The 15,409-nt window shown below is 61.3% G+C and carries 15 protein-coding genes; 10 read left to right on the forward strand and 5 right to left on the reverse strand.

What is annotated here, in order from left to right; all coding sequences use genetic code 11:
* Nucleotides 1-93 precede the first annotated feature (93 nt).
* From ACT3TP_RS05850 to ccsB, 5 genes are read left to right on the forward strand one after another with little or no spacing between them, the layout of a single operon-like run.
* Nucleotides 94-756, forward strand: a complete 663-nt coding sequence (locus ACT3TP_RS05850; protein WP_096283408.1) for a histidine phosphatase family protein — start codon at nucleotides 94-96, stop codon at nucleotides 754-756.
* A 5-nt stretch (nucleotides 757-761) separates the two neighbouring features.
* On the forward strand, nucleotides 762-1,385 hold the full coding sequence (locus ACT3TP_RS05855) for a TlpA family protein disulfide reductase (RefSeq protein ID WP_096283410.1): 624 nt from the start codon (nucleotides 762-764) through the stop codon (nucleotides 1,383-1,385).
* Nucleotides 1,382-2,152, forward strand: a complete 771-nt coding sequence (locus ACT3TP_RS05860) for a cytochrome c biogenesis CcdA family protein (RefSeq protein WP_255248329.1) — start codon at nucleotides 1,382-1,384, stop codon at nucleotides 2,150-2,152. The genes ACT3TP_RS05855 and ACT3TP_RS05860 overlap by 4 nt, the downstream gene beginning before the upstream one ends.
* Nucleotides 2,152-3,780, forward strand: a complete 1,629-nt coding sequence (gene resB, locus ACT3TP_RS05865) for a cytochrome c biogenesis protein ResB (protein WP_444619833.1) — start codon at nucleotides 2,152-2,154, stop codon at nucleotides 3,778-3,780. Before ACT3TP_RS05860 ends, resB begins: the two co-directional genes overlap by 1 nt.
* A complete protein-coding gene (ccsB, locus tag ACT3TP_RS05870) occupies nucleotides 3,773-4,843 on the forward strand; it encodes a c-type cytochrome biogenesis protein CcsB (RefSeq protein WP_096283414.1) in 1,071 nt (356 codons plus the stop codon). The genes resB and ccsB overlap by 8 nt, the downstream gene beginning before the upstream one ends.
* Before the next feature lie 282 nt (nucleotides 4,844-5,125).
* Here ccsB and ACT3TP_RS05875 read toward each other — a convergent pair whose 3' ends face one another.
* The gene (locus ACT3TP_RS05875) at nucleotides 5,126-5,521 is read right to left on the reverse strand and encodes a PLDc N-terminal domain-containing protein (protein WP_444619835.1); all 396 of its coding nucleotides are present in this window, start codon (nucleotides 5,519-5,521) and stop codon (nucleotides 5,126-5,128) included.
* Nucleotides 5,522-5,574: 53 nt separating this feature from the next.
* Here ACT3TP_RS05875 and ACT3TP_RS05880 point away from each other — a divergent pair, with 53 nt between their 5' ends.
* The gene (locus ACT3TP_RS05880) at nucleotides 5,575-5,856 is read left to right on the forward strand and encodes a DUF4229 domain-containing protein (RefSeq protein ID WP_096283418.1); all 282 of its coding nucleotides are present in this window, start codon (nucleotides 5,575-5,577) and stop codon (nucleotides 5,854-5,856) included.
* Nucleotides 5,857-5,897: 41 nt separating this feature from the next.
* Here the strand turns inward: ACT3TP_RS05880 and ACT3TP_RS05885 are convergent, their stop codons facing one another.
* The 3 genes from ACT3TP_RS05885 to ACT3TP_RS05895 all read right to left on the reverse strand — a co-directional run bounded on the left by ACT3TP_RS05885 (nucleotide 5,898) and on the right by ACT3TP_RS05895 (nucleotide 8,969).
* Nucleotides 5,898-6,782, reverse strand: coding sequence for a 1,4-dihydroxy-2-naphthoate polyprenyltransferase (locus ACT3TP_RS05885; RefSeq protein ID WP_444616310.1), 885 nt, complete (start codon nucleotides 6,780-6,782; stop codon nucleotides 5,898-5,900).
* 75 nt (nucleotides 6,783-6,857) lie between these two features.
* Nucleotides 6,858-7,985, reverse strand: a complete 1,128-nt coding sequence (locus ACT3TP_RS05890; protein WP_096283422.1) for an AMP-binding protein — start codon at nucleotides 7,983-7,985, stop codon at nucleotides 6,858-6,860.
* A 21-nt stretch (nucleotides 7,986-8,006) separates the two neighbouring features.
* Entirely contained in the window at nucleotides 8,007-8,969 is a 963-nt protein-coding gene (locus tag ACT3TP_RS05895) for a 1,4-dihydroxy-2-naphthoyl-CoA synthase (protein WP_096283424.1), read from the reverse strand.
* 186 nt (nucleotides 8,970-9,155) lie between these two features.
* Here ACT3TP_RS05895 and ACT3TP_RS05900 point away from each other — a divergent pair, with 186 nt between their 5' ends.
* A complete protein-coding gene (locus ACT3TP_RS05900) occupies nucleotides 9,156-10,601 on the forward strand; it encodes an amino acid permease (RefSeq protein WP_444619837.1) in 1,446 nt (481 codons plus the stop codon).
* A gap of 79 nt (nucleotides 10,602-10,680) precedes the next feature.
* Here ACT3TP_RS05900 and ACT3TP_RS05905 read toward each other — a convergent pair whose 3' ends face one another.
* Nucleotides 10,681-12,114, reverse strand: coding sequence for an MFS transporter (locus ACT3TP_RS05905; RefSeq protein ID WP_444619839.1), 1,434 nt, complete (start codon nucleotides 12,112-12,114; stop codon nucleotides 10,681-10,683).
* Nucleotides 12,115-12,510: 396 nt separating this feature from the next.
* Between ACT3TP_RS05905 and ACT3TP_RS05910 the strand changes: the two genes are divergently transcribed.
* From ACT3TP_RS05910 to ACT3TP_RS05920, 3 genes are read left to right on the forward strand one after another with little or no spacing between them, the layout of a single operon-like run.
* Nucleotides 12,511-13,734, forward strand: a complete 1,224-nt coding sequence (locus ACT3TP_RS05910; RefSeq protein ID WP_444616314.1) for a thiolase family protein — start codon at nucleotides 12,511-12,513, stop codon at nucleotides 13,732-13,734.
* A gap of 2 nt (nucleotides 13,735-13,736) precedes the next feature.
* Entirely contained in the window at nucleotides 13,737-14,531 is a 795-nt protein-coding gene (locus ACT3TP_RS05915; protein ID WP_096283430.1) for an enoyl-CoA hydratase/isomerase family protein, read from the forward strand.
* 4 nt (nucleotides 14,532-14,535) lie between these two features.
* The gene (locus tag ACT3TP_RS05920; RefSeq protein WP_096283432.1) at nucleotides 14,536-15,402 is read left to right on the forward strand and encodes a 3-hydroxyacyl-CoA dehydrogenase family protein; all 867 of its coding nucleotides are present in this window, start codon (nucleotides 14,536-14,538) and stop codon (nucleotides 15,400-15,402) included.
* The last annotated feature ends 7 nt before the right edge of the window (nucleotides 15,403-15,409 follow it).

The raw sequence follows: 15,409 nt of genomic DNA on the forward strand, positions 1-15,409 counted from the left end.
TTTTTGATATGGGAATCCCATGCAGAGGCTGTGAATACTTGATCGTGGCCACAATTTTCATCTTTTAGGTTGATTGTTTGAGAGACTGTAACCATGCCAGTTTCAACCGTTCATTTGTTGCGCCATGGGGAAGTTTTCAACCCGAACCGCGTGTTGTATGGCCGGATCCCGGGCTATGGCCTTTCCGAGCTGGGTTTCCAGATGGCGGATCGAGCCGGAGAGTACTTCGCCAAGCGTCAGGCCGAAGGCGCCCGTGTGGTCCGCCTGGTCGCCTCCCCGCTGCTTCGTGCGCAGCAGACCGCGCAACCTGCGGCCCAGGCTCTGGGCCTGCCCATCATTACCGATGACCGGGTGATCGAAGCAGGCAACAGCTTTGAAGGCCTGGCCCAGATCAAAACCCACCTGAAGAATCCGCGGTACTGGCCGCTGCTGCGCAATCCGCTGAAACCCTCATGGGGCGAACCGTACGCCGCGCAGGTCGCTCGCATGCGACAGGCCATGGACGACCAGCGCCAGGCGGCGGTGGCCGAACACGGCGACGGCGCCGAGATCATTATCGTCAGCCACCAGCTGCCTATCTGGGTGACCCGGCGCGCCGGTGAAGGCAAGCCGCTCTGGCATGACCCACGCCAGCGCGAATGCACGCTGAGCTCAATAACGAGTTTTGAGTTTGACGGAGACGAACTTCGCTCCGTGAATTACACCGAACCGAGCCCAGACCTGCTGGCGGGCGCGGCGAACATCCCTGGAGCCTAAGCCAAATGAATGAATCCTCGCAGAATCCTCGCTTCCTGAATCGTCGCACCATGCTGCGCTCGATGCTGGTTGCCGCGGCGGCTGTGCCGCTGGCCGCATGCTCGGTCACCGAGGATCCGCTAGCCAAGCAGGCGCGCTCCGGAGATAACAAAAACTACATCGCCGGCGACGGCGCGGTGCAGGAATATCTGCCCGCGAAGCGCAGCGAGCCAATCGAACTGACCTCCGAGACCTATCAGGGCACGCCCATCGATCTGGCGGCCCTGCGCGGTAAGCCGGTGGTGCTGAACTTCTGGTACGCCGCGTGCGCACCGTGCCGAATCGAGGCACCGCACCTGAAAGAACTCTCCGAGGACTTTGGCGAGGACGTTCCATTCATCGGAGTCAACGTCCGCGATGAGGCCGAAGCCTCGCTGGCCTTCGAGCGCAGCTTCGAAATCCCTTATGAATCCGTGCAAGACACCGATGGCCAGATCCAATTGGCGATGACCAAATACGTACCACTGCAGGCGGTTCCCTCCACGCTGGTTCTGGACCGCGAGGGACGGGTTCGCGCCCGCGTCATAGGTGCTATCGAAAAGGGGACGTTGAAGTCCCTGATCGACACCGCGCTCACCGAAGAGTTGTGAGCCTCCCGTTGATCTCTTCGAATCCCTTCGCCGACATTGCGCTCGACGGGTCGCTGCTGCTGGCCGCCCCGGTGGCCATGCTTGCGGGACTGGTTTCCTTCCTCTCACCGTGCGTGCTGCCCTTGGTCCCGGGATATCTCGGTTATGTCACCGGGCTGACCGGCGCCGATCTGCGCGAGCACCGCCGCGGTCGGGTCCTGCTGGGCGTGCTGCTGTTTGTCCTCGGATTCTCGGTAGTCTTTATCGCGGCCGGGGTGCTGTTCAGCCAGGCCACCGCGTGGCTGAAGTTCAACGGCGCCTGGGTCACCCAGGCCTTGGGCCTGGTCGTGGTGCTTATGGGCATCGTCTTCATGGGCGGAATTTCCTGGATGCAACGGGACCGAAAAATTCATCGGAAACCACCGGCAGGGCTCTGGGGAGCGCCGGTGCTGGGGCTGACCTTCGGTTTGGGCTGGGCCCCGTGCATCGGGCCTACGCTTAGCGCGGTGCTGATCATGTCCACTGGCACCGATGCGAACGTTGCCCGCGGAACGCTGTTGACGGTGTTCTATTGCCTTGGATTGGGTTTTCCGTTCATCCTGATCGCCCTCGGATTGCAGCGCGGCATGCAGGCGCTGGCATTCTTCCGCAAGCATCAGCTGCTGATTATGCGTCTAGGCGGGGGAATGCTGATCCTGCTCGGACTGGTCATGATCTCCGGGCTCTGGGGAACCTGGGTCGCTGAATTACAAAACTGGTTTGCCAATGAAGTGAGGTTGCCGATCTAATGGCGAAAAATAAACGAACCGGCAAAGACCGAGGCGACGCACCTGCCCTGGGTTTCCTTGGTTCGCTGCGGTGGATCTGGACGCAACTGACCTCGATGCCAACCGCCCTGTTCTTGCTGCTGCTGCTCGCGGTCGCTGCCGTTCCGGGATCAATCTTCCCGCAGCGGTCGATGAACCCCGAGACGGTCAATGAGTATCTCGAGCAGAACCCGGCAACCGGCCCCTGGCTTGACCGGTTCCAGCTCTTCGATGTGTATTCCTCCGCGTGGTTCTCCGCGATTTATATTCTGCTCTTCGTTTCGCTGGTGGGTTGCATCATTCCCCGGGTGAAGAAGCACGCACAGGCACTGCGCACCCCGCCGCCACGCACTCCCGCCCGACTCGATCGGTTGCCGCAGTACACCTCACTTTCGCTGGTTGAAGATGAAGCGGATACTCCTAGCGATGATGAAGTCATCGATGATGCCTACAAGGTGCTGCGTAAGCGTGGTTACCGTGTTGAGCGTCGCTCCGATGCAACCGGCCGCTCGGTAGCGGCCGAACGCGGCTACACCCGGGAGATCGGCAACCTGACCTTCCACATCTCGCTGATCGGCGTGCTCGTTTCGGTGGCCATCGGCGGAGCCTTCGGCTACGCCGGGCAGCGCGTCATCGTGGAGGGGGAGACCTTCGTGAACTCGCTGGTTTCCTATGATTCCTTCACCCCGGGCACCAGCTTCAACCCGGAGAATCTCACCGCCTATTCGGTGAAGCTCGACAAATTCGACATCGTCTTCGACCGCGAATCGAAAACGCACTTCGGCCAGCCCCTGGATTTCACCGCGCATGTGGAGACCCGGCGTTCTGCCGATGCCGAACCGGTGAAAGAAGAGCTGAAGGTCAACCACCCGCTGCGCATCAACGGCGCCGACGTGTATTTGGTCGGCAACGGCTACGCGCCGGTGGTGACGGTCCGTGACGGCAACGGGGATGTGTCCTTCTCCGGCCCGGTGGTTTCGGTGCCGCAGGACTCGGTGTACACCTCCCTGATGGTCATCAAGGCACCGGACGCGAAACCAGAACAGCTGGGTTTCCAGGGCTTCTTGCTGCCCACCGCCTTGGTCGATGAAACCGGCTTTGGCATCTCCGGGGATCCCAACGCGATCAACCCGCAGCTTCACCTGAACTCCTTCGCCGGAAACCTGGGCCTCGACGACGGCGTGCCGCAGAACGTGTATGTGCTGGACACCGAGAACCTCACCGAGGTGAATTCACGCAATCTCGACTCCGGCGGCATCGTGCTCGAAGCCGGGCAGACCTATGACCTGCCCGATGGCAAGGGGAGCATCGCCTTCGACGACCTGAAGCGCTTCATCGCCGTGGATGTGAATTACGATCCGAGCAAAACGCCGATCCTCATCTTCGCGTTCTTGTCCCTCGCTGGACTGGCGGTTTCGCTCTTCACTCCGCGCCGACGCGTCTGGGTGAAGCTGAAGAACGAGGACGGGCAGCGCAGCATTGAATACGCGCTGCTGGCCCGCGGCGAGGATCCGCGCCTTGAACGTGAATCCGCAGAGTTGCACAATATCTTTGACAGCAAGTGGCCATTGGCCAGCCAGAAGCAGGACCAAGGAGAAGTAAATGCCTAACGGCTCAAACCTCGCGCCAATCAACGAAACGCTGGGCAACTACAGCCAGCTGTTCATGTTGCTTTCGGCATTCGTCTACATGGTTGCCTTCATTTTCTTCGCGCTGGACCTGGCCAAGAGCAATAAGAGCATCAGCGAAATTGATGCGGCCGCATTAAAACGCGACTCCGAGATGCTCGTTGGTGCCGGAACGACCGCGGTGGCGCAGCCGAAACGCCCGAAGCGCGGTGCGCAGCCGGCGCGCGCCGACAACGTTGGCGAAGACATCGTCAACGACAAGATGAATTACACCGAGCACTCCTCGACGCGCAATATCGCACGCATCGCGGTGGTGCTGACCTGGCTTGGCGTGGCGATGCATGGCTTCGCGGTCGTCGCCCGCGGCGTCGCGGCGCACCGCGTGCCGTGGGGCAACATGTATGAGTTCTTGTCCACCGGCGCGCTGGTGGTCACCGTGGTGTACCTGGTGGTTTTGTTCTTCAAGGACCTGCGGTTCATGGGCAGCTTCATCATCGGCCTGGTGACCCTGATGCTGTGCGGCGCGACCCTGGGCTTCCCCACTCCGTTGGGCCACCTGGTACCCGCCTTGCAGAGCCCGTGGATTGTCATCCATGTGTCCATCGCGGTATTCGCCGCGGCGCTGTTCTCCATCAGCTTCGCCATGAACGTGCTGCAGCTGATCCAGCACTCGCGGATGAGCAAGCTGGCCGCCGGCCAGCCGGACAAGCTGCCATTCATGCGCTTGGTTCCCGGAGCGGGCGCGCTGGAGAACTTCGCCTACCGCATCAATACCATTTCGTTTGTCATGTGGACCTTCACCGTGATGGCCGGCGCGATCTGGGCCGAAGCGGCCTGGGGACGCTACTGGGGCTGGGATCCGAAGGAAGTCTGGTCCTTCGTGATCTGGGTGGTCTACGCCGGCTACCTGCACGCACGAGCTACCGGTGGCTGGACCGGGCCCCGTTCGGCGTGGCTGTCGATCATCGGTTACGGCTGCGTGATCTTCAACTTCACCATCGTGAATATGTTCTTCGACGGCCTGCACTCCTACGCCGGAGTCTAGCCCACACCCGGGACCCCGGTCGCCGGGGCAGCCCCGAGGGACGGACCACCCAAAGGTCCAGCCCTCGGGGCTTTTCCATGCCCGGGAAGCTCCTTGCCGTGATCAACCGATCCGGAAGTTGAAGTCCACCGCGGCTAAGCCGCCGCTCAACAGCCGCCAGCGGCAGCTTAGCGGCCTTCCGGGCTTGGAATCAGCACGGGCTAGCACCGCATCGATAACGTTGCGTAGAAAGAACTGCAGGGCCCGGCATAAGCCGGGCCCTGCAGTTCGCTTTGCTGAAAATTAGCTGTCTTTGGACGGAGTATCTGAATCGTCCGAAGAATTACCCTTATTAGGTTTCTTCTTCGCTTCGCGCTCTTTTCGTTTGAGTTCTTCCTCACGTGCTTTGAGCTCGGTTTCGCGCTGCTGCTGGCGCCGCCAGATTTCCAGCTGGCGGAGGAAATCCTCGTCGTCGTCGGGAGCATTCTGCGTGTCCGGGGACTTGCTTGCCCCCGCAGTTGGACGACCTAAAACAAACCACAATCCCGGCCCGAGCAGGGGCAGGAGAATGATGATGACTAGCCATGCCGTTTTGGGCAGGGAGCGCACCCGATGTCGCTCGGTGCGGGCACACTCGATCAATGTGTAGATCATGAGCGCCACCGAAATGAGTGCGGCAAAAATAATGATGCGGACCATGCCTCTAGTCTAATGACTTTCTGGCTCACAGGTTCATCGGTAGACTTTAACGTATGCAGTTTGTGAAATATTCGGTGCTTCGGTTGGGTCTGTTCTGCGTTGTCTTCTTGGCAATGTGGAAGCTAATGGCCTGGCCGATCTTCACCTCGGGCCTGATTGCCCTGATAGTCGCCTTTGCCGTGTCTTATTTGTTCTTCAACAAACTACGTTTGGCAGCAAACGAGGACGCGCGCAACGCCTTTGCCAAAACCAGCGCATCGAAGACCGAATCCCAGCTGGCCGAAGAAGCCATCGAGGATTCCTTCGACGAATCGCAGCGACCGGAAAACAAATAAGCGAAGCCTTCCAAAGTTGTTCACTTTGGAAGGCTTCTGTCTTAGAGCCAGGTGTGCAGCATGATGGCCAAGCTGAAGAGCGCGGCGTAGACCACGTTGACCAGGCCCGTCTGCTTGAGCACCAGCACCAGCTTAGGCAGCGATTCTTCGCGCAGCATCAGCCAGCTTGGAGCGGCGGCCGGGATGAAGCTGAGCAGGATGAGCCACATCCAACCGTTTGACCCCGTGAGCAACAGCGGCAGGACAATGGCGGCGCTCAACATCAGCACGTAGCTCAGCCGGGCCGACTGTTCGCCCAATCGCACCGCCAAGGTAATTTTTCCAACTTCGCGGTCCGTGGGAATATCGCGGACGTTATTTGCCATCAGCAGCGCACAGCCGATCAGGCCGGTACCGATCGCACCGAGCAGGGAAGCCAGCGTCAGCTGACCGATCTGCGTGTACGTGGTGCCCAGCGTGGCCACCAGGCCGAAGAAAATGAAGACGTAGAGATCTCCCCAACCACGGTATCCGTAAGGGTTCTTACCGCCGGTGTAACCCCAGGCGGCAAAGATCGCGGCGACGCCCACCAAGAGCAGCGGCCATGAAGCGGAAAGAATAACGAGCAGCAATCCGAGAATCGCCGCCAACCCGAAACATCCGAAAGCGGCGTTTCTCACGTGCTTCGGCTTCGCGAGTTTGGCGCCGGTCAGCCGCAGCGGGCCGACCCGTTCGTCGTCGGTTCCGCGGATTCCGTCGGAGTAGTCATTTGAGTAATTCACGCCGACCTGGAGCAGGAGCCCCACGAGCAGGGCAAGCACAAAGCGGAACCACAAAAATTGGCCGGTTTCGCCCACTGCGGCCGCGGTGCCGATGACTACCGGGGCGATGACGATGGGCAGGGTGCGCAGGCGTGCGCCGGCGACCCACTGGGAAAGCGTTGCCACTTCTCGTTCCTTTCGGCGAGACCAAAAACTCGGACCCCTTAGTTTCCCGCGAAACTTCGGGCAAGGCGAATCGGATCAGCCGCCGGCGCGCAACTCGTCGAGGATCCGGCGCCGATCAAACTTCCCGTTGGGCAGCATTGGAAGCCCGGAAGGGTAGTGGCGGACCCGTTTGGGAACGGCCGCGGATCCAATGGTTTGCCGCACGGCTTCAAAAGCATCCTGCGTATTTGTCGGACCTGAATAGGCTAAACCTACGCTTTGGCCCCATTGCGCGTCGGGGACCGGCAGCACCAGGCACTGCTGGAAGAACTCTTCGAGCAGCCCTTCGATTTTCCCGGCCGACAGTTTGACGCCACCGGTATTAATCACATCGTCCATACGCCCGGCGATGCTCAGCCGGTTGCCGTCGACGCTGCCCAGATCATCGGTGAGGTACCAGCGCGCGCCTTCGTGGATGACGAAGTGTTCGGCGGTGGCCTCGGGATTATTCGCGTAGCCGTCGGCGAGCATCGGGCCGGAGACCAGGATGCGTCCCTGGCGTTCGGCAAGTTTCACTCCCGGCAAGGCGGTTCCGTTGTAGACCAGACCGCCCGAAGTTTCCGCCGCGCCATAGGTTTGGAAGATCTTCAGGCCCAGATGCCGCGAGCTTTGCAGCAGGTCCTTGCTGGCCCGTGCGCCGCCGAGCAAGATGGCGTCGAAACGCTTCAGCACCGCAATGGTCCGTGGCTCCGGATTGTCCAGCAGGCGTGCCAACTGGGTGGGGACCAGGGAAGTCAGGCGGTGGGCATCGACCATTTCCTCGGCCGCGTCGGTGAACTTCTGCGCAGAGAAGCTGCCCTGAAGATCCATGCTCACCGGATTGGTCCCGGCAAAAAGCGAACGGGTCAGCACGCTGAGTCCCGCGACATAGTGCACCGGCAGGGCCAGCAGCCATTGTCCCTCGAAGCCGAGGTACTCGGCCGTGGCCTGGGCGCTGGCTGCCATCGCCGAGACGCTGAGCACCGTGCGCTTGGCCCTCCCGGTGGACCCGGAAGTGCGCACCACCACCATGGTCTGCGCAAACCCGGGAAGCTCCTCCGGGCGCAGATAAGCGACCTGCAGACCGCCGGGCGCCGAGGGGTCCGCAAGGACTTCCAGGGCCGGTCCGGAATCGTTGGCGTTGGCGGCCAACGCCTGCATGAGACTGTGGTGGGGTGCCTGCATACTCAGCTAATCCTCCGTGGCTTAGAAGTAGTACGGGTGGTTGGACCAGTCAGGGTCGCGTTTGCCGAGGAAGGCATCACGGCCTTCTACGGCTTCATCGGTCATATAGGCCATCCGGGTAGCTTCCCCGGCGAAGACCTGCTGGCCGGCCAGGCCATCATCTGCCAGGTTGAACGCAAACTTCAGCATGCGAATGGCCTGGGGGGACTGCTTGGCAATGTCTGCCGCGTACTCCAACGCAACCTCTTCGAGGCGGGCGTGCTCGACCGACTCGTTGACCGCGCCCATGCGCACCATGTCATCGGCGGAGTACTCACGGGCCAGGAAGAAAATCTCCCGCGCGGTCTTCTGGCCGACCTGTCGGGCCAGCAATGCCGAACCGTAACCCGCGTCGAAGGAGCCCACGGTCGCATCAGTCTGCTTGAACTTGCCGTGTTCCTTCGAAGCGATGCTCAGGTCCGAGACCACATGCAGCGAGTGGCCGCCACCGGCAGCCCAGCCGTTGACCACGCAGAGCACAACCTTCGGCATGGTGCGCATCAGGCGCTGCACCTCGAGAATGTGCAGTCGCCCGGCGCGGGCCGGATCGATTGATTCGCCGGTCTCGCCCTCGGCGTAGCGGTAGCCGTCACGGCCACGGATACGCTGATCGCCACCGGAGCAGAAGGCATGCCCGCCGTCCTTGGGCGATGGACCGTTGCCGGTGAGCAAGACGGTGGCCACGTTGCTGGTCATGCGCGCATGATCCATCGCGCGATAAAGCTCGTCTACCGTATGGGGGCGGAATGCGTTGCGCACCTCGGGACGGTCAAAGGCAATGCGCACCGTCGGCAGGTCGCGGAGGATCTCGCCGCTTGCCGCACGCTCCACCTGGCGGTGGTAGGTGATGTCGGTGAAATCGAAACCTTCGACAACGCGCCAACGCACGGGGTCGAAAATGTCGGAGACCTTTTCTGGCTGGGCTGAATTATTCTGGCTACTCACCCTCTAAATGCTAGTCGAACGGCCGGAGATCTCGGTGTAGGTGCGCGCAAAGACCGGTCTCTAGCAGAACGTGTCACGGCGATGATTCGTGCTTTGCGTGCCAAAGGGAGTAAATTTTCCTCGGAGCCTTGAGCCTGGCAGTCGCCATGGGCAAGCCGAGGACCTAAGCATTTCAGGAGTGAGTACGTGTCATCTAGCCACCACAATCCGGGCATCAAAGAAGCTGAGATCAGCTCCGAAGGATACAAAAAAACCCTCGGACGTCGACATGTGCAAATGATCGCCATCGGTGGTGCGATTGGTGTGGGACTTTTCATGGGATCTGGCGGTCGGCTGGCGGCTACCGGACCGGCGCTGATTTTCTCCTACGCGCTGGCCGGGGGCATCGCCTATCTGCTGATGCGGGCGTTGGGCGAATTGATCATGTACCGCCAAACCTCGGGTTCCTTTGTGTCCTATGCCGGTGAGCTTTTTGGCCCCAAGGGCGCCTTCGTCTCGGGCTGGATGTACGTCTTGAACTGGGTGATGACCGGAATCGCCGAGCTGGTTGCCATTGGCCTGTACTTCCAGTACTTCTTCCCGAATCTGCCGGTTGCGGCCTCGGCGCTCTGCGCGCTGGCGATGCTTGTGGCGATCAATTTGTTCAGCGCCAAGGCATTCGCGGAATTCGAATTCTGGGCCGCCTTCATCAAGGTCACCGCGATCATCTTGTTCCTCGCCGTTGGCACCTACATGGTGGTTACCAACGCGCAGATCGGGGAACACACCGCTTCGGTGTCGAACCTCTTTATCGGCAATGAAAACGGCGAAGGCGGCATGTTCCCGCGTGGATTCTTCGTCTCGATCCTGGTGCTGAACTCGGTGATCTTCGCCTATAACGCGATCGAACTGGTGGGTATCGCCGCAGGCGAGATGGAGAATCCGGAGAAGGAAGTTCCCTCTGCCATTCGCGCGGTGGTTTTCAGGATTCTCGTTTTCTACATCGGCAGCGTCAGCCTGCTCGCGATGATCTTGCCCTGGCATGAGTATGAATCCGGAGTCAGCCCGTTCGTCACCGTATTCGACAAGATGGGGTTGGCTTGGATCGGTTCGGTGATGAACCTTGTGGTGATTACCGCCGCACTGTCCTCGTGCAATTCCGGGCTGTATTCCATCGGCCGGATCTTGCGCACGATGAGCGGCAACGGGCACGCGCCGGCCTGGCTGTCCAAGATGAATAAACGCTTTGTTCCTTCGGCCGGCATCTTTACCGTGGGAGCGGTCTATCTGCTCGGCGTGCTGCTCAACGTGTGGCTTGGCGGTACCTTCGCCTTCGACCTCGCATTGAATACCGCCTCGATCGGCGTGCTGTTCACCTGGGCTACGATCTTCGCCTGCCAATTGATGCTGCGCAAGAAAAAAGGAAAAATTTCCAAGCTCCCCATGCCGGGAGCGCCGGTCACCGGATGGGTCGGCCTCGTTTCCTTGCTGGTCATCACCGCACTGATCTCCTTCGATACCTTGACCGGAGAGAACGGCGAGGTGTTCCACATCGGTTTGTACACGATCGCCGCCATCCCGTTGTTCGCGATCCTGCTCTTCATCGGTTGGAAGTTCGTTGGCCAAAAGGCCAAAGTAACCGTGGACCACTAAAGCCTGCAGCAAACGACTAAGGGGTTTGGTTCATGCCCAATGGCGGGAACCAAACCCCTTAGTGCTTCGCGCCGAAGCCCTAGCTATGCTCGGCCTTCGGATCATTGGCCGGAACGGTGGCCAGAATGCCGGTGTCCAGTGCGTCCGGGATCTCGGTACCGCGCAGTGAAGCGCCTGCGGTCTCCGGCATGAACCTGATGGCCACCATGCCGATCACGCAGGCAATCATCATGTATACGGCCGGGAACAGCAGGAAACCCGAAGCATCGATGGCCGCTTCGTTGACGATGGCGGCGGTGCCGCCAAAGATCGCGGTCGCCACGTTGTAGGTGATGGCAAATCCGGCGAAACGCACATGCGAAGGGAACATCGCTGGGAAGGTCGCGGTAATCGTGGCGAGCTGCGGGATGTACAGCAAACCGAGGACCGCAAAGCCGACAATCGCCCACATGAAGCTCTGCCCCATAAGCCAGAACATGGGCAGCGCGAAGATGAACAGCCCGATCACGGAGATGTTCCACATGGGTTTTCGGCCGATCTTATCCGAGAGCGAACCGGCAAACGGGATCACCGCCATCATCGCTACCTCGCCGATCAAGATCGTTGCAAGGGAGGCGCTGGGGGCCAGCCCGATTTGCGTCTCCAAGTAGGTCGGCATGTAGCTCAGTAGCGTGTAGTTCACGACGTTCAAGGCGATGACCAGGCCGCTCATCACCAGCATGGGGCGCCAGTAGGAGCCGATGAGCGCCCGGAGGGTGCCGCTTTCCTGGGTTTCTCCGGCCGCTTCCATTTCTTGGAAGACCGGGGTGTCTTCGAGCTTGCTGCGCAGGTACAAGCCAATGAGGCCCATGGGCAGGGCCATGAAGAAGGGAATGCGCCAGCCGAAGTCCATCATGGCCTGCTCGCCGAGCATCACCTGCAAGGAGAGCATCACCGCGGTGCCGAGCGCGAAACCGCCCAGGGTGCCGAACTCCAGGAATGAGCCGAAGTACCCGCGCTTTTTATCCGGGGCGTATTCGGCCATGAAGGTAGCCGCGCCGCCGTACTCGCCACCGGTGGAGAAGCCCTGGACCATGCGCAGCAGTATCAGCAGGACCGGCGCGACGACACCGATCGAAGCGTAGGTGGGCAAGACGCCGATCAGGAACGTCGCCAGCGACATCATGATGATTGTCAGCGCCAGGATCTTCTTGCGTCCAAGCTTGTCGCCCAGGGGGCCCCACACCAGGCCGCCTAACGGGCGGACCAGGAAGGAAAGCGCAAACGTGGCCAGGGCCATCAGGGTCCCGCCCTCGGTGGGGAAGAAGTGCGCGGTGATATAGGTGACGGCTACCGCGTAGACGCCGTAGTCGAACCACTCGGTCATATTGCCCATTGCCGAAGCTGCGGTGGCTTTGCGCACTTCGCGTCGTCCGGCGGCGGTGCCCATATCGGGGCCGATGTCGTGGTTGAGATCGGGCGTGAAATTCTCGGTACCTGAATTGTTTTTTGGGTGGCTGTTTTCCGGCGGCATAAATGCTCCGTTACTTTTCAGCTTTCCGTCGACCGGATGCCCAAAGCCTTCCGAACTACATGGCCTTGGAGACGGTCCACGATCTGGGGATATCTCCAGAGTCGGTCAGTTACCAAAGGTTACGTGAGCTTCATTCTAGAATCAATCTTTGACATGCAGATCTTTCGTACCGTCTATATTTGGAGGAAGAATCTCCGCAACTTGGGAGTGAGCGAATCCACGCTTTGCGCGTAGCTTTCTTGACGCTGGGCGAGCCTATCTGTGATTCTATTAGTGAACGAATGGTCGGTAAGTTTGCGTGGTGGGGATCACTCTGCTGGCATCAATATCTTTCCGGAACGGATGCTGCTCGCGCGAAGCGAGCCGGATCTGAATCCGGAGTACGAAGGAGTATTCATGGCTGAGGCATTCTTGGTGGGCGGAACGCGCACCCCTGTTGGCCGCTACGGCGGAGCGTTGAGCGGTGTCCGCCCGGATGATCTGGCCGCCATCACCATTCGCCAGCTCGTCGAAGATGCCGGGATCGATCCGGCCGCAGTTGAAGAAGTGATCTTCGGAAACGCCAACGGCGCCGGAGAAGAGAACCGCAACGTGGCCCGCATGGCCTGGTTATTGGCAGGTTTCCCCGACAGCGTCCCGGGCATCACGGTCAACCGGCTGTGCGCCTCGGGGATGAGTGCCATCACCATGGCAAGCCACATGGTCAAGTCGGGGGCGGCGGATATTGTCGTTGCCGGCGGCGTGGAATCCATGTCCCGGGCCCCGTGGGTTATGGAAAAGCCGGATAAGCCCTTCGCTAAACCGGGAGCCGTTTTCGATACGTCGATCGGCTGGCGCTTCACCAACCCGAGCTTCCTCTCCGGAGAACTCTCCCGCGATGGCAAGGCGACCTACTCGATGCCGGAAACCGCCGAAGAGGTCGCTCGGGTGTACAACATCTCCCGGGAAGACGCAGACCAGTTCGCGGTGGAATCCCACGCCAAGGCCATCGACGCGATCGCCGCGGGCCGCTTCAAGGACGAGATCGTTCCGGTCACCGTGAAGACCCGCAAGGGTGAACACCTCGTGGACACCGATGAAGGCCCACGCCCCGGCACCACCCTGGAGGTCCTCTCCTCCCTGCGCCCGGTGGTCAAGGGCGGCTCGGTCGTCACCGCCGGAAACGCCTCCACGCTCAACGACGGCGCCTCGGCGATCCTCGTCGTCTCCGAACGGGCCATCGAACGTTTCGGCTTGAAGCCGCGCGCCCGGGTCATCGACGGGCAGGCGGCGGCCCTCGCGCCGGAGATCATGGGCATGGGCCCGGTCCCATCCACCAACAAGGTGCTGGCCCGGGCCGGGCTGAACATCTCGGATCTCGGTGCCATGGAAATCAACGAGGCCTTCGCCTCGCAGTCCTTGGCCAGCATGCGCGAGCTGGGGGTGGACCCGGGCATCGTGAACCGCGACGGCGGCGCGATCGCGCTGGGGCACCCGCTGGGATCCAGCGGTTCACGCATCGCGATCACCTTGCTGGGCCGCATGGAACGCGAGCTGAGCGGCGCCGGACGGAAGCTCGGCGTAGCGACCATGTGCGTTGGCGTCGGCCAGGGTGCCGCACTGCTGGTGGAAGGCGTCTAGGCATGAGCTTGAACCCCGCCGACTTCGGCACGCTGAAGATCTCGGAAACCGCAGACCGGCTCTGGGTACGCCTGCACCGGCCGGAAGTCCGCAACGCGATCGACCAGCAGATGGTCGATGAACTGCACGCGGTCTGCAGCCAGCTGGAACGCGAACCTAAAATCCTCATCCTGGCCGGCAGCCCCGGCCAGGAACCCACCGCGGAAAAGCCCAAGGGATCCAAGGGCATCTTCGCCTCCGGAGCCGATATTGCCCAGCTGCGCGAACGCCGACGCGAGGATGCGCTCGCCGGAATCAACTCGAGCATCTTCGAGCGGATCGCCAAGCTGCCGATGCCGGTGATCGCCGCCCTCGACGGCTACGCGCTGGGAGGCGGGGCCGAACTGGCCTATGCCGCCGACTTCCGCATCGGCACCGAAGAATTGCGCATGGGAAACCCGGAGGCCAACCTCGGCATCATGGCCGCCGCCGGCGCCACCTGGCGGCTGAAGGAATTGGTGGGGGAGCCGGTGGCGAAGGATATTCTGCTGGCCGGCAAGGTGCTCACCGGGGCCGAATGCCTGCGCGTGGGGCTGATCACCGAACTGCACGCCGCGAGCGAGCTGGATGCGGCCGCCGATGCGTTGGCCGATCGGATCGGCGCCCAGGACCCGCTGGCGGTGCGCATCACCAAGTCGGTATTCCACGCTCCACGCGAGGCGCACCCGATGATCGACACCCTGGCTCAGGGCATGCTTTTTGAGTCGCAGGCAAAGTTTGACCGGATGCAGGCATTCCTTGATCGAAAGAAGAAGTAGGCATATGAACAATGACGCCGTAGCAAATAAACTGCCCGGAACCGTCGGAGTCCTCGGCGGCGGCCGCATGGGTGCCGGTATCGCCCACGCGTTCTTGACCAGCGGAGCGGCCGTGACCGTGGTCGAACGCGATCAGGAATCGGCCGACGCAGCCTACGGGCGCGTCGCCGATTCGGTCGATAAGTCGCTCGCCCGCGGTGCGGTGAACGAGTCCCGCGAGGAACTCCTGGCCCGCTTTTCAACCAGCACCGACTACGCAGACTTCGCGGCCGCCGGTCTGGTCATCGAAGCAGTTCCCGAAATCTGGGACCTGAAGGTCTCCTCCTTGCAGGCAGTGGAGGCGGTGCTCGCGCCGGAGGCAATCCTTGCCTCGAATACCTCCTCGCTGTCCGTGACCGGCCTGGCCGAAGAACTGCAACGCCCGGCGAACTTCTTGGGTCTGCATTTCTTCAATCCGGTGCCGGCCTCCACGCTCATCGAGGTCGTGATCGGCAAGCAGACCGCGCAGGAACTTGTGCCAGCTTCGCGCGGCTGGGTAGCGGCGCTGGGGAAGACCGCGGTAGTGGTCAACGACGCACCGGGCTTTGCCTCCTCGCGGCTTGGCGTGGCCATCGCGCTGGAAGCCATGCGCATGGTCGAAGAAGGGGTGGCCAGTGCCGAAGACATCGACAACGCGATGGTGCTGGGATACAAGCACCCGACCGGACCGCTGAAGACCACCGATATCGTCGGACTCGACGTGCGTCTGGGAATTGCCGAATACCTCCATGAGACGCTGGGCGATCGTTTTGCTCCGCCGCAGATTCTGAAGGACCTGGTGGCCGAGGGAAAGCTTGGCCGAAAGACCGGCCAGGGTTTCTACACCTGGTAATCACCCC

The organism is Glutamicibacter sp. AOP38-B1-38 (genome assembly GCF_052377485.1).
GTDB lineage: Bacteria > Actinomycetota > Actinomycetes > Actinomycetales > Micrococcaceae > Glutamicibacter.